Origin of the sequence: Rhodococcus sp. HM1 (genome assembly GCF_023218075.1) — a bacterium.
In the GTDB taxonomy this organism is placed as follows: Bacteria; Actinomycetota; Actinomycetes; order Mycobacteriales; family Mycobacteriaceae; genus Rhodococcus.
The window spans coordinates 12,513-27,830 of sequence record NZ_JALPTB010000011.1; the positions used below are offsets into that span (position 1 = coordinate 12,513).

Sequence of the window (15,318 nt, forward strand, 5' to 3'; positions counted from 1 at the left end):
GTCGGTGCGGTCCTCTACGGTCGTCGCCATGCGGATCCTGCACACCTCCGACTGGCACATCGGCCGCACCTTCCACGGTGTGGACCTGCTGGGAGACCAGGCGCGCGCCCTGACCGCGATCGCCGAACTGGTCGCCGAGCGCAGCGTCGACGTCGTGGTCGTGCCCGGCGACGTGTACGACCGGTCGATCCCCAGCTCCGACGCGGTAGCGGTGTGCAACGCCGGGTTGGAGGCGATCCACGAGGCGGGCGCGGTCATCGTCGCGACCTCCGGCAACCACGACTCGCCGGTGCGGCTCGGTGCCGGCGCCGCGTTCGCCGCCAAGGGGGGACTGCACCTGATCACCAAGGTCGCCGACGTGGACCGCCCGGTGATCGTCGACGACGAGCACGGTCCGGTCGCGTTCTACGGCATCCCCTATCTCGAGCCGGAGATCACCCGAGCCGAACTGGGCGTGCCCAAGGCCCGCTCCCACCAGGAGATCCTCGACGCCGCGATGGGCCGGGTCCGCGCCGACGCCGAGATCCGCGGCGGCCGGACGGTGCTGCTCGCGCACGCGTTCGTCGTCGGGGCGGAGGCGACCGGTTCGGAACGGTCCATCTCGGTCGGCGGTGTCGAAACCGTGTCCGCGTCCGCGTTCGACGGCATGGACTATGTCGCCCTCGGGCACCTTCACTCCCCGCAGACCGTCGCCGAGCACGTCCGTTACTCCGGGTCACCGCTGCCGTACTCCTTCGGCGAACGCAGTCACCGCAAGGCGGTGTGGCTCGTCGACCTCGACGCGACCGGCGTGGCGTCGGTCGAACGGGTCGAGCTCCCCGTCGTGCGGGGCCTGAGCCAGCTGTCCGGAACACTCGAGGATCTGCTCGCCGATCCCGAGCACGCCGCTGCAGAGGACCACTACGTCGCGGCCGAGCTGACCGACGCGGTTCGGCCGCTCGATGCGATGCGACGGCTGCAGACCCGGTTCCCGCACGCGGTGCACGTCGTCTGGAACCGCCCCGACACGACGTCGGGAACCAGCTACCGGGAGAAGGTGCACGGCCGCAGCAACCTCGACGTCGCGTGCGCGTTCCTGACGGACGTGCGGTCGGAGCCGTCGCAGCGGGACGCCCGCTGGATCGAACAGGCGCTGCGCGAGGCCGACCGCGTAGGCGCGGACAAGATCGCGGCCGCCGACGAGGTCGTGGAGGTGTCGGCGTGAGGCTGCACGCACTCGAGGTCACCGCGTTCGGGCCGTTCGCGGACACGGTCCGGGTCGACTTCGACGAACTCGGCGCCGACGGGCTGTTCCTGCTGCACGGCCGCACCGGAGCGGGCAAGACCTCGATCCTCGACGCGGTCGCGTTCGCGCTGTACGGGACGGTGCCGGGTGCGCGCGCCGAGGGGCGCCGGCTGGTGTCCGATCACGCCGCCGCCGGTGCCGTCCCGAAGGTGATGCTCGAGGCCACCATCGCCGGCCGACGCCTGCGGATCGTGCGCAGCCCCGAATACGAACGCCCGAAGCTGCGCGGCACCGGCACGACCAAGGAGAAGGCGAAGGCGACGCTGACCTGGCTGGACGGGTCGGGGCAGAACCTGTCGCGGCACGAGGACATCGGCGAGGTGATCGGGGCACTGCTCGGCATGAGCGCGGCTCAGTTCTTCCAGGTCGTCCTGCTGCCCCAGGGGGAGTTCGCGAAGTTCCTCCGGGCCGACAGCAAGGAACGCGGCGCGCTGCTCGAGCGGCTGTTCGACACGACGCTCTTCGGCGGTGTCGAGAAATGGTTCCGCGAGCGGGCCGCTGCCGGTGCGAAGAAGCTCGCCGAACAGCAGAAGAAGGTCGACGTGCTCAGCGCGAAGGTCGACGCGGCGGCCGGGATCGAGGCCGGTGCCGACGCCGACCCGGTCGGGTGGGCGCGCAAGCTGCGCGAGGACGCCGTCGACACCCGGGACAGCATGATCGTCGCGCTGGACACCGCCCGCGACGCGGAGCGCAGCGCCCGCGCGGAACTCGAGGAGGCGGTCGCGCTGGCCCGTCGCCTGGAGCGCCGCGCCGCCGCACAGTCCGAACTCGCGGCCCTCGACGCCACTGCGGACGAGCGGGCCGCGCTGGCCGCCGAGAGGGCGGCCGCGCTGCGGGCGGCGCCGGTCGCGGTGACCGGTGAGGAATCCCGCCGCGCCGCGTCGACCGCCGCGGCGGCGTTGCAGGCGGCGGCCGATGCACTCGCCGCGCTGTCCGGCGACGACGACGGTCGCGCGCTGCTCGACGAACTGCCCGAACAGCCCGAGGACGGCGACCGCGATCGGATCCGCGGGCACGAGCAGCGGTGGTCCGCGGAGGTCGTGCGGCTCGACGATCTCATCGCGCAGCAGCGTCGCGTCGCGACCCTCGACGACGAACGGTCCCGGCTGGACGAGCGTCGTCGCACGCTCGCCGCCGACATCGAACAACTCACCGCGCAGCGGGATGCGTTGCCCGTGCGCCGCGACGAGGCTGCCGCCGCCGTCCGCGCCGCGGAACAGGCCGCGGCCGCACTGCCGGGTCTCGCCGCAACCCGCGACCGCGCCGCCGATGCGGTCGCCGCAGCGGACGAACTTGCTTCGCGCAGAACCGAACTCGACAAGCGTGAGCAGCGCGTCGTGGAGCTGCGTGCGGCGCATCTCGACGCCCGGGCCGTCCTGCTCGACGTGCGGGAACGGCGAATCGCCGGTATGGCAGCCGAATTGGCGGCCGAACTCGTCGACGGGCAGGAATGTGCCGTCTGCGGATCCACCGAGCATCCCGCGCCGGCGCGGCCCGCACCGGACACTGTCACCAAGGCCGACGAGGACGCGGCCCGCGAGGCCGAGCAGCGCGCCGAGGCGGCACTCGCCCGGGCAATCGCTGCCGTCGCCGAGGCGGCCGAAGTCGTTGCGGCGCTGCGCCAGCGGTGCGGCGAGCGGCCGCTCGACGACCTCGTCGCCGAACGTGACGCCGCCAGGTCGGCCCACGACGCGGCGGCCACGGAGGCCGGGGAACTCGATCGGCGTCGCACGCAGGTCGACACCCTGGAACGGCTCGACGCGGAACTGCAGGAGCGGCTGCGCGGCACGGAGGCCGAGGTCGCGGAGATCGCGCAGGCCGACGCGGTCGCCGCTGCCGAAGCCGACGAGATCCGGGCTCGCATCCACGCCGCGGTCGGGGACGGGGGTTCGCTCGTGGACCGCCGCGCGCGGCTGGCGGCCCTCGCGGCCGCGGCCACCGAACTGCTCGACCGGCGAGCGGCCGCCGTCCGGGCCCGGACCTTCGCCGACGAGCGGGCCCGCGACGCCGAGCAAGCCGCCGTCGACGCCGGATTCCACGACCTGGACGCGGCACTGGCCGCCGTGCGATCCGACGCGCGTCTGGCCGAGATCGACGCACTCGTCCGCGCCGCCGAGGAAGCCCGCGCGGTCGCGGCCGCCACGCTCGCCGAACCCGAGCTCGCGGCGCTCATCGGAGACGAGACGGCCGACGTCGCGGCGCGGCAGGACGCCGCGAACCGCGCCGCCGCCGAACTGCACGCGGCGCTCACCGCTGCCTCGGAGGCCGATCGGCGGCTCACCGACATCGACAAGTACACGACCCGGCTCGAGCAGGAGGATGCGAAGCTCGCGCCCCTGCGGGCCGAGCAGAACGAACTGGCCGGACTCGCGGATGTGATCGCAGGTGGCGGGCAGAACTCGCGGAAGATGTCGCTGCGGTCGTATGTGCTCGCGGCGCGACTCGAGGAGGTCGCCGAGGCGGCGTCCGAGCGGCTGCGTCGAATGTCCGGTGGACGCTACGAATTCGTGCACTCCGACGCCGCAGGCAGCCACGGCAAACGAGGCGGTCTGGGTCTGGACATCCACGACGAGTACACCGGGATGGTCCGGTCCACGAAGACCCTGTCGGGTGGTGAGTCGTTCCAGGCGTCGCTCGCGTTGGCGCTCGGGTTGGCCGACGTCGTCGCCGCCGAATCCGGGGGGCTCGTGCTCGACACCATGTTCATCGACGAGGGGTTCGGCACGCTCGACGCCGACGCCCTCGACTCGGTGATGGGTGTGCTCGACGAACTGCGTGCCGGTGGCCGCGTCGTCGGGGTGGTCAGCCACGTCGACGAGATGCGGCAGCGCATCCCGAGCAGGCTGCACGTCGTCCGGGGCCGGGCCGGCTCGACGGTCGAGATCGCGAGCTGAACCCGGCCACGTCGGTCAGCTCGGTTCGGGTGCCGAGCCCTCCCCGGGAGCGGGCAGCGCCAGGGTTTCCTTGTTGGCTGCTTCGACGCGTTCGTCGATCTGTTCGCCGATGTAGCGGATCACCACCGCGGCGACCGCCGCGACCGGCACGGCGAGGAACGCCCCGACGATGCCGAACAGCGACGACCCGGCCGTCACCGCGAGCAGCACGATGACCGCGTGCAGGTGCATGCTCCGTGATTGCAGCACCGGCTGGAGCACGTTCCCTTCGAGCTGCTGTACCGCGATGATGATGCCCAGCACGATGATCGCGGTGGTCAGGCCGTTGGCCACGAGCGCGACGAGGACCGCGAGGGCGCCGGCGACGAACGCGCCGACGATCGGGATGAACCCGCCGATGAAGGTGATGATCGCCAGCACGGGTGCGAGCGGAACACCGAGGATGACCAGGCCGAGACCGATGAAGAACGCATCGATGAAGCTCACCAGCGCCTGCGTGCGGATGAACCCGCCGAGCGTGTCCCACATGCGGACGAGCACTTCTTCGAGGTGACGTCCCGCGCGCCCACCGCCGACGGCGTGCAGCCACGGGATGAACCGCGGGCCGTCCTTGATGAAGAAGAACGTCAGGACCAGCACCAGGCCGAGGGTGACCAGCAGCGAGCCGGCCGTGCTGACGCCCGAGAACACGCCGCTGGCGATGGTCGCGGCGCTGCCCTGAACCTTCTCCACCACCACCTGGACCGCGTTCTCGAGCTGCTCGTCGCGGAGGTTGATCGGCGGTCCCTGAATCCAGTCCTCCACCTTGTGGATACCCTCGGTGGCCTTGTTACCCAGCTCCGGGGCCTGCGACACCACCGACGGCACGATGCCGGCGATGATGCCGCCGACGACCGCGAAGAACAGCAGCAGGGTGACCGACGCGGCCGCCGCGGGTGGCACACGGCGTTTCATCAGGGCACGGGTCGGCGGCCACAGGACCGTCGACACCACGATCGCGAGGGCGACCGGGAGTACGACCACCCACATCTTCTCGATGATCCAGCCGAGGACGACAGCGCCCGCGGCGATCAGGACGACGCATGCCGACACCTTGGCCAGCCAGATGCCGCCGGCGCCGATGACCGCGCCCCGATCGAGGGGACGTGCGGGTAGTTCGGGCGGGGACTTCGCTTCGCTCAACGGGGATCCTTCCGACGGCCTCGTTCCGACAATCTAACGGAGCGAGCGTCCGGTTCGCCGATGCACACGGGCCTCGCGTCGGACCCCGCGGAACTCCGGGCTGTGAGTCGTGTACCTGGCGGAATTCGACGATTCCCGCGTTCGGCCGCGGGACGCGTGGGACCCTCGAGTGCATGAGCACACGAAGCGTGGGATCTCGGATCCGGAAGTCGGTTCCGGCGGCCGTCGCCGCACTCGCGGTCGCATGCACACTCGCCGCCTGTTCCTCCGACGAGGACAACACCCCGGCGAGCGAGGAGGCGCAGTCGTCGCTGGGTGCGGTCGTGACGAGTGTCCGCGAGCAGGCGGAGGGTGCGGTGTCGTCCGTGCAGAGCGCCGCGGAGAGCGCCGCGGAGAAGGCCGGGGAAGCGATCGACCAGGCGAAGCTCAGCGCATTCGTCGGTACGTTCCGCACCGCCTACCCGGACCTGGCGGCGGATCGGGAAACGGAGTCGATCGAGAAGATCGTCACCGACACGTGCCCGATGATCGAGGACGGCGCTCCGCAGCAGGACATCGACGCGACCGTCCAGGAACTCGCCACCAACGGCTCGGTGGAACCGACCGACGACCAGGCGGCGCGCATCGCGCAGCTCGTGAAGGTCGCCTGCCCGTAGGCACTGCCGGCTCGGTACGTTCGGGTGCCATGGGCACCCGATGGCAGACCGAGCGCAGCGCCGACGATTCCCGCGCCTACATCGAACGGTTCACCGGTCTCGAGGAATCCGGCGCCGACCTGCACGGTGAAGCGCGTTTCGTGGACGTCCTCCTCGCGCGCGGCAGCCGGGTGCTCGACGCCGGGTGCGGCACCGGCAGGGTGGGGGCCGAACTGGCCCGGCGCGGTCACCGGGTGACCGGCGTCGACCTCGATCCCGTGCTGATCGACGAGGCACGCCGCCGCCATCCCGACCTGACCGTGCACCTCACGGACCTGGCGACCCTGGACCTGCCGGGGGAGCCGTTCGACGCGGTCGTCGCCGCCGGCAACGTGATGGTGTTCCTGGAACCGGGCAGCGAACGCACGGTGCTCGCCGCGATCGCCGCGCACCTGCGGCCCGGCGGGGTGTTCGTCGCCGGATTCACCACCGGCAGCGTCTACCGTCCGGAGCAGTTCGCCGCGGACCTCGCCGCCTCCGGGATGGTGCTCGAGCAGCGGTTCGCGACCTGGGATCTGCGCCCCTGGCACGACGCCGCGGACTGGCTCGTCGCCGTCGCACGTCGTGCGGCTGACGGGGCCGGCGCGTGGCCACGTAGAATGCTGATTCCGTGAGCCTTACTCTCGGAATCGTCGGACTTCCCAACGTCGGCAAGTCGACGCTGTTCAACGCGCTGACCCAGAACGATGTGCTGGCCGCGAACTACCCGTTCGCCACCATCGAGCCGAACGTCGGCCTGGTCGAGTTGCCCGATCCGCGGCTGAAGAAGCTCGCCGAGATCTTCGGGTCCGAGCGCATCCTGCCCGCCACGGTGTCCTTCGTCGACATCGCCGGCATCGTCAAGGGCGCATCCGAGGGTGCCGGCCTGGGCAACAAGTTCCTCGCCAACATCCGCGAGGCCGACGCCATCTGCCAGGTGGTGCGCGTGTTCTCCGACGACGACGTCGTGCACGTCGACGGCCGCGTCGACCCGGCCTCGGACATCGAGATCATCGAGACCGAACTCGTCCTCGCCGACATGCAGACCCTCGAGAAGGCGCTGCCGCGTCTCGAGAAGGAAGCGAAGAAGAACAAGGACCTCAAGCCCCAGTACGAGGAGGCCGTCAAGGCTCAGGCCTTCCTCGAGGAGGGCAAGACGCTGTTCAGCGTCAAGGACAAGCTCGACTTCGGCCTGCTGCGCGAGCTGCACCTGCTGACCACCAAGCCGTTCCTGTACGTCTTCAACGCCGACGAGGCGGTGCTCACCGACGAGGCGAAGGTCGCCGAGTTGCGCGCATCCGTCGCCCCCGCCGACGCCGTGTTCCTCGACGCGAAGGTCGAGCAGGAATTGCTCGAGCTGGACGAGGAGGACCGGCAGGAGATGCTGGACTCGATCGGCCAGACCGAACCCGGTCTGCATGCCCTGGCCCGCACCGGCTTCCACACCCTCGGTCTGCAGACCTACCTGACGGCCGGCCCGAAGGAAGCTCGCGCCTGGACGATCCACAAGGGCGACACCGCTCCGCAGGCTGCCGGCGTCATCCACACCGACTTCGAGCGGGGCTTCATCAAGGCCGAGATCGTCTCCTTCGACGACCTCGCCGAGGCCGGTTCGATGGCCGCCGCCAAGGCCGCCGGCAAGGTGCGCATGGAGGGCAAGGACTACATCATGCAGGACGGCGACGTCGTGGAGTTCCGCTTCAACGTGTAGGACCCCGACGCGCGCAAGCGCAGACGAGAAAGATAGCCGCGCGATGCATGCCTCGCGCGGCTATCTTTCTCATTTGCGGCTATGCCACCGGTTCACTGGCCGAGTTGCGTCCTTGCGGGACGAGCCTCGTCAGTAGGGGCGGCACACGGTGACGAGAGTCCGATGGGGACGCTCGCGCCGGTGCCCGAATTCCCGAAAGGTGACGACGATGCCTACCTCCCGAGTTCAACTCGCGCTCAACGTCGAAGACGTGACGGCGGCGACCGCGTTCTACTCGACGCTGTTCGGGGTGTCCCCGCACAAGCAGCGCGACGGATACGCCAACTTCGAGATCGAGGATCCTCCGCTGAAGCTGGTGTTGATCGAGAATCCCGGTGCCCAGGAGAGTCTGAACCATATCGGTGTCGAATCGCCGACATCCGAGGACGTCTCCGCCGCGTTGGCGCGGTTCCGGGACGTGGGTCTGACCGCGACGGTGGCCGAACAGGATTTGTGCTGCCATGCGGTGCAGGACAAGGTGTTCGTCGAGGCACCGGACGTGCCCAACGGGTGGTGGGAGTTCTACGCGGTGACCGACGACAGCCCCGCCAACCCCGAGGGTCTGACGACCTCGGCGTGTGAGGTCGCGTGCAACGGGCAGGACAACGCTGAGCAGGACGGCGCCGAGCAGGATGCGTCGGCCGGCAGCGTCTGCTGCGGATGACCTCGGTGGGGTGGGGTGCCGCGGGATTGCGGCGCCCCACGCCGGTGCCCTCCTGTCAGAGCGGGGGATTTCTGTCGAGGGTGAGCTGGTTCCGGTGGAAGTCGAAGTGCCGGCCCGGGTAGCGGTAGAGCTGTTCGACGGTCATCGTGTCGGTGAAGAACGGGTCCCAGCGCACCGGAAACGCCATGCTGCGCTGCATGTTCGTCTCGGGTTCGGTGGCCAGCGAGCGCTGGAGCTTCGCGATGACGCGATCGCAGTGCCTTCCCATCCGGCGGCGGTCGAAGACGAACGCGGCCGCGCACGAGCCCCGGTAATTGACCTCGTGGAACGCCGGTGTCGCCGCGTTCAGGGCGCGCGCGAATCCGCGGCCCGCCGGGTCGGGCAGGCGGGAGAACACCCGCGTCAGCACCAGCAGTCGGCGAACGACCATGTATCCGAACACCATGTGGAACAACAGCTGTTCGTTGGTCCATCGGGTGCCGTGCGAGCGGCGGTCGAGTTCCTCGGACGAGGCGTGATCGAGGAGTGAGTGCAGGGTGCGGCGGGCACGTTCGAGGTCGGCGGCGATCTCCCGGCGGTCGACCGGCGGTTGTGGTTCCGGCATGGTGTGCCTCTGATCGAGATGGGACGTCCGCACCGGAGTTTGGCGGTTGATTCGACGTCTGTCAATATTGATCCATGTCAATGCAAGCAGATCCGAGCGGCGACGCCTGCTGTTCCCCGCTGATGCGGCAGCCCCTCACCTCGGATTGGGCCGCCGACTTGGCCCGGATGTTCAAAGCCCTCGGTGATCCGGTGCGGCTGCGGATGCTCAGCCTGATCGCCAGCCACCAGGGCGGGGAGAGTTGCGTGTGCGATATCAGCCCGGCCTTCGACCTGTCCCAGCCGACCATCTCGCACCACCTGAAGGTGCTGCGCGAAGCCGGGCTGCTCGACTGCGAGCGCCGCGGGACCTGGGTCTACTACCGAGTGATTCCGCCCGTGCTCGAACAGCTCTCCGCGGTGCTGGCCACCGAATCCGGCGTACTGCCCGGATCGGCTTGCGCCCCGACCGAAGCCGTTCAGGAGGCCCTCTCGTGACCACGACCACCGAACACCCGGCTGTGGTCGGGAAGATGTCGACCCTCGACCGGTATCTGGCGGTGTGGATCGGCGCCGCCATCGTTGCCGGCCTGCTGCTGGGACGGATGATCCCCGGACTCGGAGAAGCATTGAGCTTCATCGAGATCGACGGAATCTCGCTGCCCATCGCCCTCGGTCTGCTGATCATGATGTACCCGGTGCTGGCGAAGGTTCGCTACGACCGCCTCGACACCGTCACCGGCGACCGCAAACTCCTCGTCGGTTCCCTGCTCCTCAACTGGATCCTCGGCCCGGCGCTCATGTTCGCCCTCGCCTGGCTGATGCTCCCGGATCTACCCGAGTACCGGACCGGCCTGATCATCGTCGGCCTGGCCCGCTGCATAGCGATGGTCGTCATCTGGAACGACCTGGCATGCGGCGACCGCGAAGCTGCCACCGTGCTGGTGGCGATCAACTCGGTCTTCCAGGTGATCATGTTCGCCGTGCTCGGCTGGTTCTACCTGTCGGTGGTGCCCGGGTGGCTCGGTCTCGAGCAGACCACCCTCGACGTCTCTCCGTGGCAGATCGCCGAGTCGGTGCTGATCTTCCTCGGCATCCCACTGATCGCGGGGTTCCTCACCCGTCACTTCGGTGAGAAGGCCAACGGCCGGCAGTGGTACGAGGACAAGTTCCTGCCGAAGATCGGGCCGTGGGCCCTGTACGGGCTGTTGTTCACCATCGTGATCCTCTTCGCGCTGCAGGGCGAGCAGATCACCTCGCGGCCGCTGGACGTGGTGCGTATCGCGCTGCCCTTGCTGGCGTACTTCGCGCTGATGTGGGGCGGCGGGTATCTGCTCGGTGCCGCGATCGGACTCGGCTACGAGCGCACCACCACCTTGGCGTTCACCGCGGCGGGCAACAACTTCGAACTGGCCATCGCGGTCGCAATCGGCACGTTCGGGGTGACCTCGGGGCAGGCCTTGGCCGGGGTGGTCGGACCGCTCATCGAGGTGCCGGTCCTCGTCGCCCTGGTCTATGTCTCGCTCGCACTGCGCAAACGCTTCACCGGCCAGGCTGCCGTCGCCACGAGCTGACGGGACCGGACAGCGCCGTCTCCGTCCGAACTTCCTGCGGAAAGGAATCCCCAGCGTCATGACCACCGACTCCACCACCAGCGGCAACACCCGGCCTTCGGTGCTGTTCGTCTGCGTCCACAACGCCGGCCGCTCCCAGATGGCCGCCGGATTCCTCGCTGCGCTGGCCGGGGACCGGATCGAGGTCCGATCCGCCGGAAGCGCACCCGCCGAGCACGTCAACCCGGCTGCCGTCGCCGCGATGGCCGAAGTGGGCATCGATATCTCGAAGGAGAATCCGAAGGTCCTCACCACCGACGCGGTGCAGGCCTCGGATGTGGTGATCACGATGGGCTGCGGGGACACCTGCCCGGTGTTCCCGGGCAAGTCCTACCGCGACTGGGTGCTCGACGACCCGGCCGGGCAGGGCATCGACGCGGTGCGCCCGATCCGCGACGAGATCCGCGCCAAGGTCGGAGCGCTCATCGCCGAACTGACCGCGCAGCCGTCCCAGCGCTGACTGCAGGATCTTCGATGACGACGAGCGTCGACGTGGTCGTGATCGGCGGCGGCCAGGCGGGCCTGGCCGCCGGCTACTATCTGCGCCGGGCCGGGCACCGCTTCGTGATCCTCGACGACCAGCGGGGTCCGGGTGGAGCCTGGCCGCACATGTGGCCGTCGCTGCGGCTGTTCTCGCCGGCGGAATTCGCTTCCCTGCCGGGCCGGCCGATGCCCCGGTGGCCGGACGGGTTCCCGCCGGCACGTCATGTCGTGGACTATCTCACCGCCTACGAAACCCGCTACGACCTGCCGGTCGAGCGGCCGGTGCGGGTGCACGCGGTCCGGCGTGACGGCCTCGATCTGCTGGTCGACACCGACAGCGGGCAGTGGCGGGCGCGCCGGGTGATCAGTGCCACCGGCACCTGGCAGCGACCGTTCCGGCCGAGCTACCCGGGCGCGAACTTGTTCACCGGACGGCAGTTGCACACCGTCGACTACCGCACCCCGGCCGAGTTCGCCGGGGCGGACGTGGTGATCGTCGGCGGTGGCAACTCCGCCGCTCAACTCGTCGCCGAGATCTCCACCACCGCGACCACCACCTGGGTCACCACCCGGCCACCACGATTTCTGCCCGATGGCGTCGACGGCCGGGCCTTGTTCGAGTTCGCCTCCCGCCGCGCGATCGCCCTGGCCTCCGGCCGGCCCGATCCCGGTGGCATCGCCGCCCTCGGAGACATCGTGATGGTCCCGGACGTCCTCGCAGCGCGCGACCGCGGGGTGCTGACCGCGCTGCCGATGTTCGACCGGCTCACCGTCGACGGCATCGCCTGGGGTGAGCGTAGGCAGCACGCCGACGTCGTGCTGTGGGCCACCGGCTTCCGGCCCGCACTCGCGCATCTGAGACCGCTTCGGCTGCGCGATCACACCGGCACGGTGCCGGTCGCCGGCACCCGTTCCCTGAAGGAACCGCGCCTGCATCTGCTCGGCTACGGCGACTGGACCGGCCCCGGCTCGGCCACGATCCTCGGCGTCGGCCGCACCGCTCGATCTGCCGTCGCCGAACTGGACCTCGACCTCGACAACTGATCTCGGTGAAAGGACTTCGACCGGGCGCACCCCGGCGATCAACGCCTCGCGTCCGAAGTCCTGCTCCCGAGGAGTGCGTCGCCGAGGACACCGGTGTCGGCCGCCCGAAAGGCAGCCGACACCGGTATGTGGTTCAGCAGCAGGATTTTTCGGTGGCAGCAGGCTGCGGCCGCTCGCTCTCCTCCAGGGTGCCGGCGGCGGTGCCACAGCACACGCCGCCCTCGCCGACCGGGCCGTCGAGGTGCTGCGGGCTCGTCCCGAAGGTCTCCGAATCGGCGAGGACGGTGTACACCTCCCACTTCTCACCGGCCGGACCGGTGACCCACACCTTGTCCTGCGTGGCGAAACAACAAGTGGTGCCGATCTCCTCGTCGGTGAACAGCCCCTCGCCGGTCAGGCGGGCGATCTCGGCATGTACCTTCTCGCTCGATTCGACCTCCACCCCGAGGTGGTTGATGGTGCCGCCCTTGCCGGGGTTCTCGAGCAACACCAGCTTGAGCGGCGGCTCCGCGATCGCGAAGTTCGCATAGCCCGGCTTGAGCTTGGCCGGTTCGGTACCGAACAGCTTCGAGTAGAACGTGACCGCTTCCTGCAGGTCGTCGACATTGAGGGCGAGTTGGGCGCGGGACATGATGACCTCCACCTCTGAGACATATATCGAAGTATGACGGCTACAGGGTGCGCCACCTTTTCGATATATGTCAAGCTTTTGGGTAGTCTCGAATCATGCCGAAAGCCCTGCCAGTGATCGACGTCAGTGCACCGATCTGCTGCGCTCCGGTGTCGGCCGCGCCGATGAGCGACGACGCTGCCCTCGAGCTCGCACTCCGATTGAAGGCACTGGCCGATCCGGTCCGCATCAAGCTCGTATCCATCCTGCTCACCGCCGACGGCGGCGAGGTGTGTACCTGCGATCTCGCCGCCGGTGTCGACCTGGCCGAATCCACCGTCAGTCATCATCTCGGGCAGCTCCGCAAGGCCGGCATGGTCGAATCCGAACGTCGAGGGATGAACGTCTTCTATCGCGCCCGTACCGAGTCTCTCGACGCACTGCGGATCGTCCTCGATCCGAACTGCTGCCGCTGACGCCCCAACGCTCGGCGGCAGTGCGTCCGGGCAGCGATTGGTTCGTCTGAGCTAGCGGACCCCACGTTCGTGTGGGGGCACCGCCAGCTCGAGAGGAACCAGCGATGACCACCCAACTGTCCGCCCGTCCCGCCGCCGACCCCGCCGGGGGTGTGCGATGACCGCCCCGGCCGTCGTGGTCGAAGACCTCCACGTCGCCTACGGCAAGACGTGGGCGCTCGACGGCGTCGACCTGGAAGCCGCTGCCGGAACCACGGTCGGGGTGCTCGGCCACAACGGCGCCGGCAAGACCACCCTGATCCGCACCCTGACCACCCTGGTGACCCCGACCATCGGACGAGTGCAGGTCGACGGTCTCGACGTCGTCGCCGACGCCACCGCAGTCCGCCGCCGCATCGGGGTGACCGGTCAGTACGCCGGTCTCGACGAATTCCTCACTGCCCGAGAGAATCTGGAGCTGATCGGTCGCCTCACCGGGCTGCGTCGCACCGCCCGCCCCCGGGCGGACGCGCTGATCGAGAGGCTCGGGTTGCACGAGTACGCGACCCGCCGGGTCGGGGAACTGTCCGGGGGATCGCGCCGGCGAATCGACCTGGCCGCCAGCCTCGTCGGCTCCCCGTCGGTGCTGTTCCTGGACGAGCCGACCACCGGCCTGGACCCGATCGCCCGCACCGGGCTGTGGGAGGTCGTCGAGGAACTCACCGCCGCGGGTACCACCGTGGTGCTCACCACCCAGTACCTCGAGGAAGCCGACCGGCTCGCCGACCACATCGTGGTCCTGCGCAGTGGCCGGGTCGCTGCCCGCGGTACCCCGAGCGATCTGAAGCGGATCGTCGGCGGCAAGGTCCTCGCCGCCACCGTCCCGGCCGTTCGAGCAAGCGCGCTGCCGTTCACCCCGGACACCGAACGTCCGGTCGACGGCGGCGCCCGGATCCGGGTGTCGGTCACCGTCGACGACGCTCCTGCCGCCACCGCACTGGTCGCCGACCTGCACCGCTCAGGTATCGAGCTCACCGATCTGGATGTGACATCCCCGAGTCTCGACGACGTCTTCACCCACCTCGCCCACAACACTGGAGCACACCGATGACCACCATCCGCCCGACCGTCTCCCCGTTCGGGAGCCAGGTCGCCGCCCTGACCATACGCAACCTGCGCACCAGCGCCCGCGTCCCGCAATTGCTGATGTTCTCGCTGACCATGCCGATGGCGATGCTGGTGCTGTTCAGCCAGGTGTTCCGCAGCGTCGCGGCCGGAGCGGAGTTTCCGGCCGGAGTCAGCTACATCGACTTCCTCACTCCGGCGATGCTTGCCGTCTCCACCGTGATGGCCGGCACCAACGCCGGGGTGTCCGCGGCGATCGATCACACCAACGGCCTCCACGACCGGTTCGCTGCTCTGCCCATGCGCCCGAGCGTGCCGGGGGTGGCCCGCACCCTCAACGAAGCGATGTTCACCCTGGCTCGGGCGGTGCTGCTCGGGATCACCGCAGTGGCACTGGGTTTCGAATTCCACGGCACCGCCGCCGACGCCGTCTCCGCGGTGATTGTGCTGGTGGTCCTGGCCGGGGCGATGAGTGCGCTGTTCGGGCTGATCGGGGACCGGCTCCGGCGTCCCGACGTCGTGCAGTTCGCCGGAATGATGGTGATGATGCCTCTGATGTTCGTCTCGAGTGCGTTCGCGCCGCTCGAGACGATGCCCGGCTGGATGCGGGCGATGGCGTCGCTCAACCCGGTCGCGCATGCCACCGACGCCCTGCGCGGGCACGTGCTCGGCACCGCCAGCGGCGGTGACACCGTCACCGCCCTGATCGCGGCGATCGGGTTGTGGGCCGTGGTCATCGCCCTCCCGATCGTGATCCGCCGGATCCGGCCGTCGTCGGCCCGCTGAGCGCCGGGATCCCGCTCTGCGCCGTTCCCGCTCCGGTGGCGGGTACGGGCAGGGCGGTTTCCGGCGTCTCGGCGCCGCCCGACACCGGGCACGGCAGGTACCCCTATCCGTGAAGGGGATAGGGGTACCGCGTTCAGTGGATACGTCCGGGGCGGGCGTCGACAGCGCTCA

The 15,318-nt window shown here is 69.6% G+C and carries 16 protein-coding genes; 13 read left to right on the forward strand and 3 right to left on the reverse strand.

Annotated features, from left to right (window positions below; all coding sequences use genetic code 11):
- Positions 1-28: 28 nt before the first annotated feature.
- Together M1M07_RS08390 and M1M07_RS08395 are read left to right on the forward strand one after the other, a co-directional pair.
- Positions 29-1,204 (forward strand): exonuclease SbcCD subunit D, encoded by a 1,176-nt coding sequence (locus M1M07_RS08390; RefSeq protein WP_197250442.1) that lies wholly within the window; start codon positions 29-31, stop codon positions 1,202-1,204.
- Positions 1,201-4,179 carry an AAA family ATPase gene (locus tag M1M07_RS08395; protein ID WP_248673860.1) on the forward strand — a complete coding sequence of 993 codons (2,979 nt, stop codon included), beginning with the start codon at positions 1,201-1,203 and terminating at the stop codon, positions 4,177-4,179. The genes M1M07_RS08390 and M1M07_RS08395 overlap by 4 nt, the downstream gene beginning before the upstream one ends.
- Positions 4,180-4,194: 15 nt before the next feature.
- Here the strand turns inward: M1M07_RS08395 and M1M07_RS08400 are convergent, their stop codons facing one another.
- On the reverse strand, positions 4,195-5,361 hold the full coding sequence (locus tag M1M07_RS08400) for an AI-2E family transporter (RefSeq protein ID WP_197257906.1): 1,167 nt from the start codon (positions 5,359-5,361) through the stop codon (positions 4,195-4,197).
- A 173-nt stretch (positions 5,362-5,534) separates the two neighbouring features.
- Between M1M07_RS08400 and M1M07_RS08405 the strand changes: the two genes are divergently transcribed.
- The 4 genes from M1M07_RS08405 to M1M07_RS08420 all read left to right on the forward strand — a co-directional run bounded on the left by M1M07_RS08405 (position 5,535) and on the right by M1M07_RS08420 (position 8,449).
- The gene (locus M1M07_RS08405) at positions 5,535-6,017 is read left to right on the forward strand and encodes a hypothetical protein (protein WP_197257908.1); all 483 of its coding nucleotides are present in this window, start codon (positions 5,535-5,537) and stop codon (positions 6,015-6,017) included.
- 29 nt (positions 6,018-6,046) lie between these two features.
- Positions 6,047-6,670 carry a bifunctional 2-polyprenyl-6-hydroxyphenol methylase/3-demethylubiquinol 3-O-methyltransferase UbiG gene (locus tag M1M07_RS08410; protein ID WP_248673861.1) on the forward strand — a complete coding sequence of 208 codons (624 nt, stop codon included), beginning with the start codon at positions 6,047-6,049 and terminating at the stop codon, positions 6,668-6,670.
- Positions 6,667-7,746 (forward strand): redox-regulated ATPase YchF, encoded by a 1,080-nt coding sequence (ychF, locus tag M1M07_RS08415; RefSeq protein ID WP_197257912.1) that lies wholly within the window; start codon positions 6,667-6,669, stop codon positions 7,744-7,746. The genes M1M07_RS08410 and ychF overlap by 4 nt, the downstream gene beginning before the upstream one ends.
- 208 nt (positions 7,747-7,954) lie before the next feature.
- Complete coding sequence (locus tag M1M07_RS08420; protein WP_248673862.1) at positions 7,955-8,449, forward strand: ArsI/CadI family heavy metal resistance metalloenzyme; 495 nt, start codon at positions 7,955-7,957, stop codon at positions 8,447-8,449.
- A 55-nt stretch (positions 8,450-8,504) separates the two neighbouring features.
- Here the strand turns inward: M1M07_RS08420 and M1M07_RS08425 are convergent, their stop codons facing one another.
- Positions 8,505-9,053 carry a DinB family protein gene (locus M1M07_RS08425; protein ID WP_248673863.1) on the reverse strand — a complete coding sequence of 183 codons (549 nt, stop codon included), beginning with the start codon at positions 9,051-9,053 and terminating at the stop codon, positions 8,505-8,507.
- A gap of 74 nt (positions 9,054-9,127) precedes the next feature.
- On the opposite strand from M1M07_RS08425, the gene M1M07_RS08430 reads away from it, so the two are divergent.
- From M1M07_RS08430 to M1M07_RS08445, 4 genes are read left to right on the forward strand one after another with little or no spacing between them, the layout of a single operon-like run.
- On the forward strand, positions 9,128-9,529 hold the full coding sequence (locus M1M07_RS08430; RefSeq protein WP_197257918.1) for a helix-turn-helix transcriptional regulator: 402 nt from the start codon (positions 9,128-9,130) through the stop codon (positions 9,527-9,529).
- 35 nt (positions 9,530-9,564) lie between these two features.
- Positions 9,565-10,605, forward strand: coding sequence for an ACR3 family arsenite efflux transporter (gene arsB, locus M1M07_RS08435; RefSeq protein ID WP_248673900.1), 1,041 nt, complete (start codon positions 9,565-9,567; stop codon positions 10,603-10,605).
- Between the two features lie 58 nt (positions 10,606-10,663).
- On the forward strand, positions 10,664-11,104 hold the full coding sequence (locus M1M07_RS08440) for an arsenate reductase ArsC (RefSeq protein WP_197257920.1): 441 nt from the start codon (positions 10,664-10,666) through the stop codon (positions 11,102-11,104).
- Between the two features lie 14 nt (positions 11,105-11,118).
- On the forward strand, positions 11,119-12,171 hold the full coding sequence (locus M1M07_RS08445) for an ArsO family NAD(P)H-dependent flavin-containing monooxygenase (protein ID WP_197257922.1): 1,053 nt from the start codon (positions 11,119-11,121) through the stop codon (positions 12,169-12,171).
- Positions 12,172-12,304: 133 nt separating this feature from the next.
- Here the strand turns inward: M1M07_RS08445 and M1M07_RS08450 are convergent, their stop codons facing one another.
- Positions 12,305-12,802 carry an ArsI/CadI family heavy metal resistance metalloenzyme gene (locus tag M1M07_RS08450; RefSeq protein WP_197257924.1) on the reverse strand — a complete coding sequence of 166 codons (498 nt, stop codon included), beginning with the start codon at positions 12,800-12,802 and terminating at the stop codon, positions 12,305-12,307.
- Between the two features lie 95 nt (positions 12,803-12,897).
- Between M1M07_RS08450 and M1M07_RS08455 the strand changes: the two genes are divergently transcribed.
- The 3 genes from M1M07_RS08455 to M1M07_RS08465 all read left to right on the forward strand — a co-directional run bounded on the left by M1M07_RS08455 (position 12,898) and on the right by M1M07_RS08465 (position 15,147).
- Entirely contained in the window at positions 12,898-13,257 is a 360-nt protein-coding gene (locus M1M07_RS08455; RefSeq protein ID WP_197257926.1) for an Rv2640c family ArsR-like transcriptional regulator, read from the forward strand.
- A gap of 157 nt (positions 13,258-13,414) precedes the next feature.
- Positions 13,415-14,347, forward strand: a complete 933-nt coding sequence (locus tag M1M07_RS08460) for an ATP-binding cassette domain-containing protein (protein ID WP_248673864.1) — start codon at positions 13,415-13,417, stop codon at positions 14,345-14,347.
- Entirely contained in the window at positions 14,344-15,147 is an 804-nt protein-coding gene (locus M1M07_RS08465; protein WP_248673865.1) for an ABC transporter permease, read from the forward strand. Before M1M07_RS08460 ends, M1M07_RS08465 begins: the two co-directional genes overlap by 4 nt.
- Positions 15,148-15,318 lie beyond the last annotated feature (171 nt).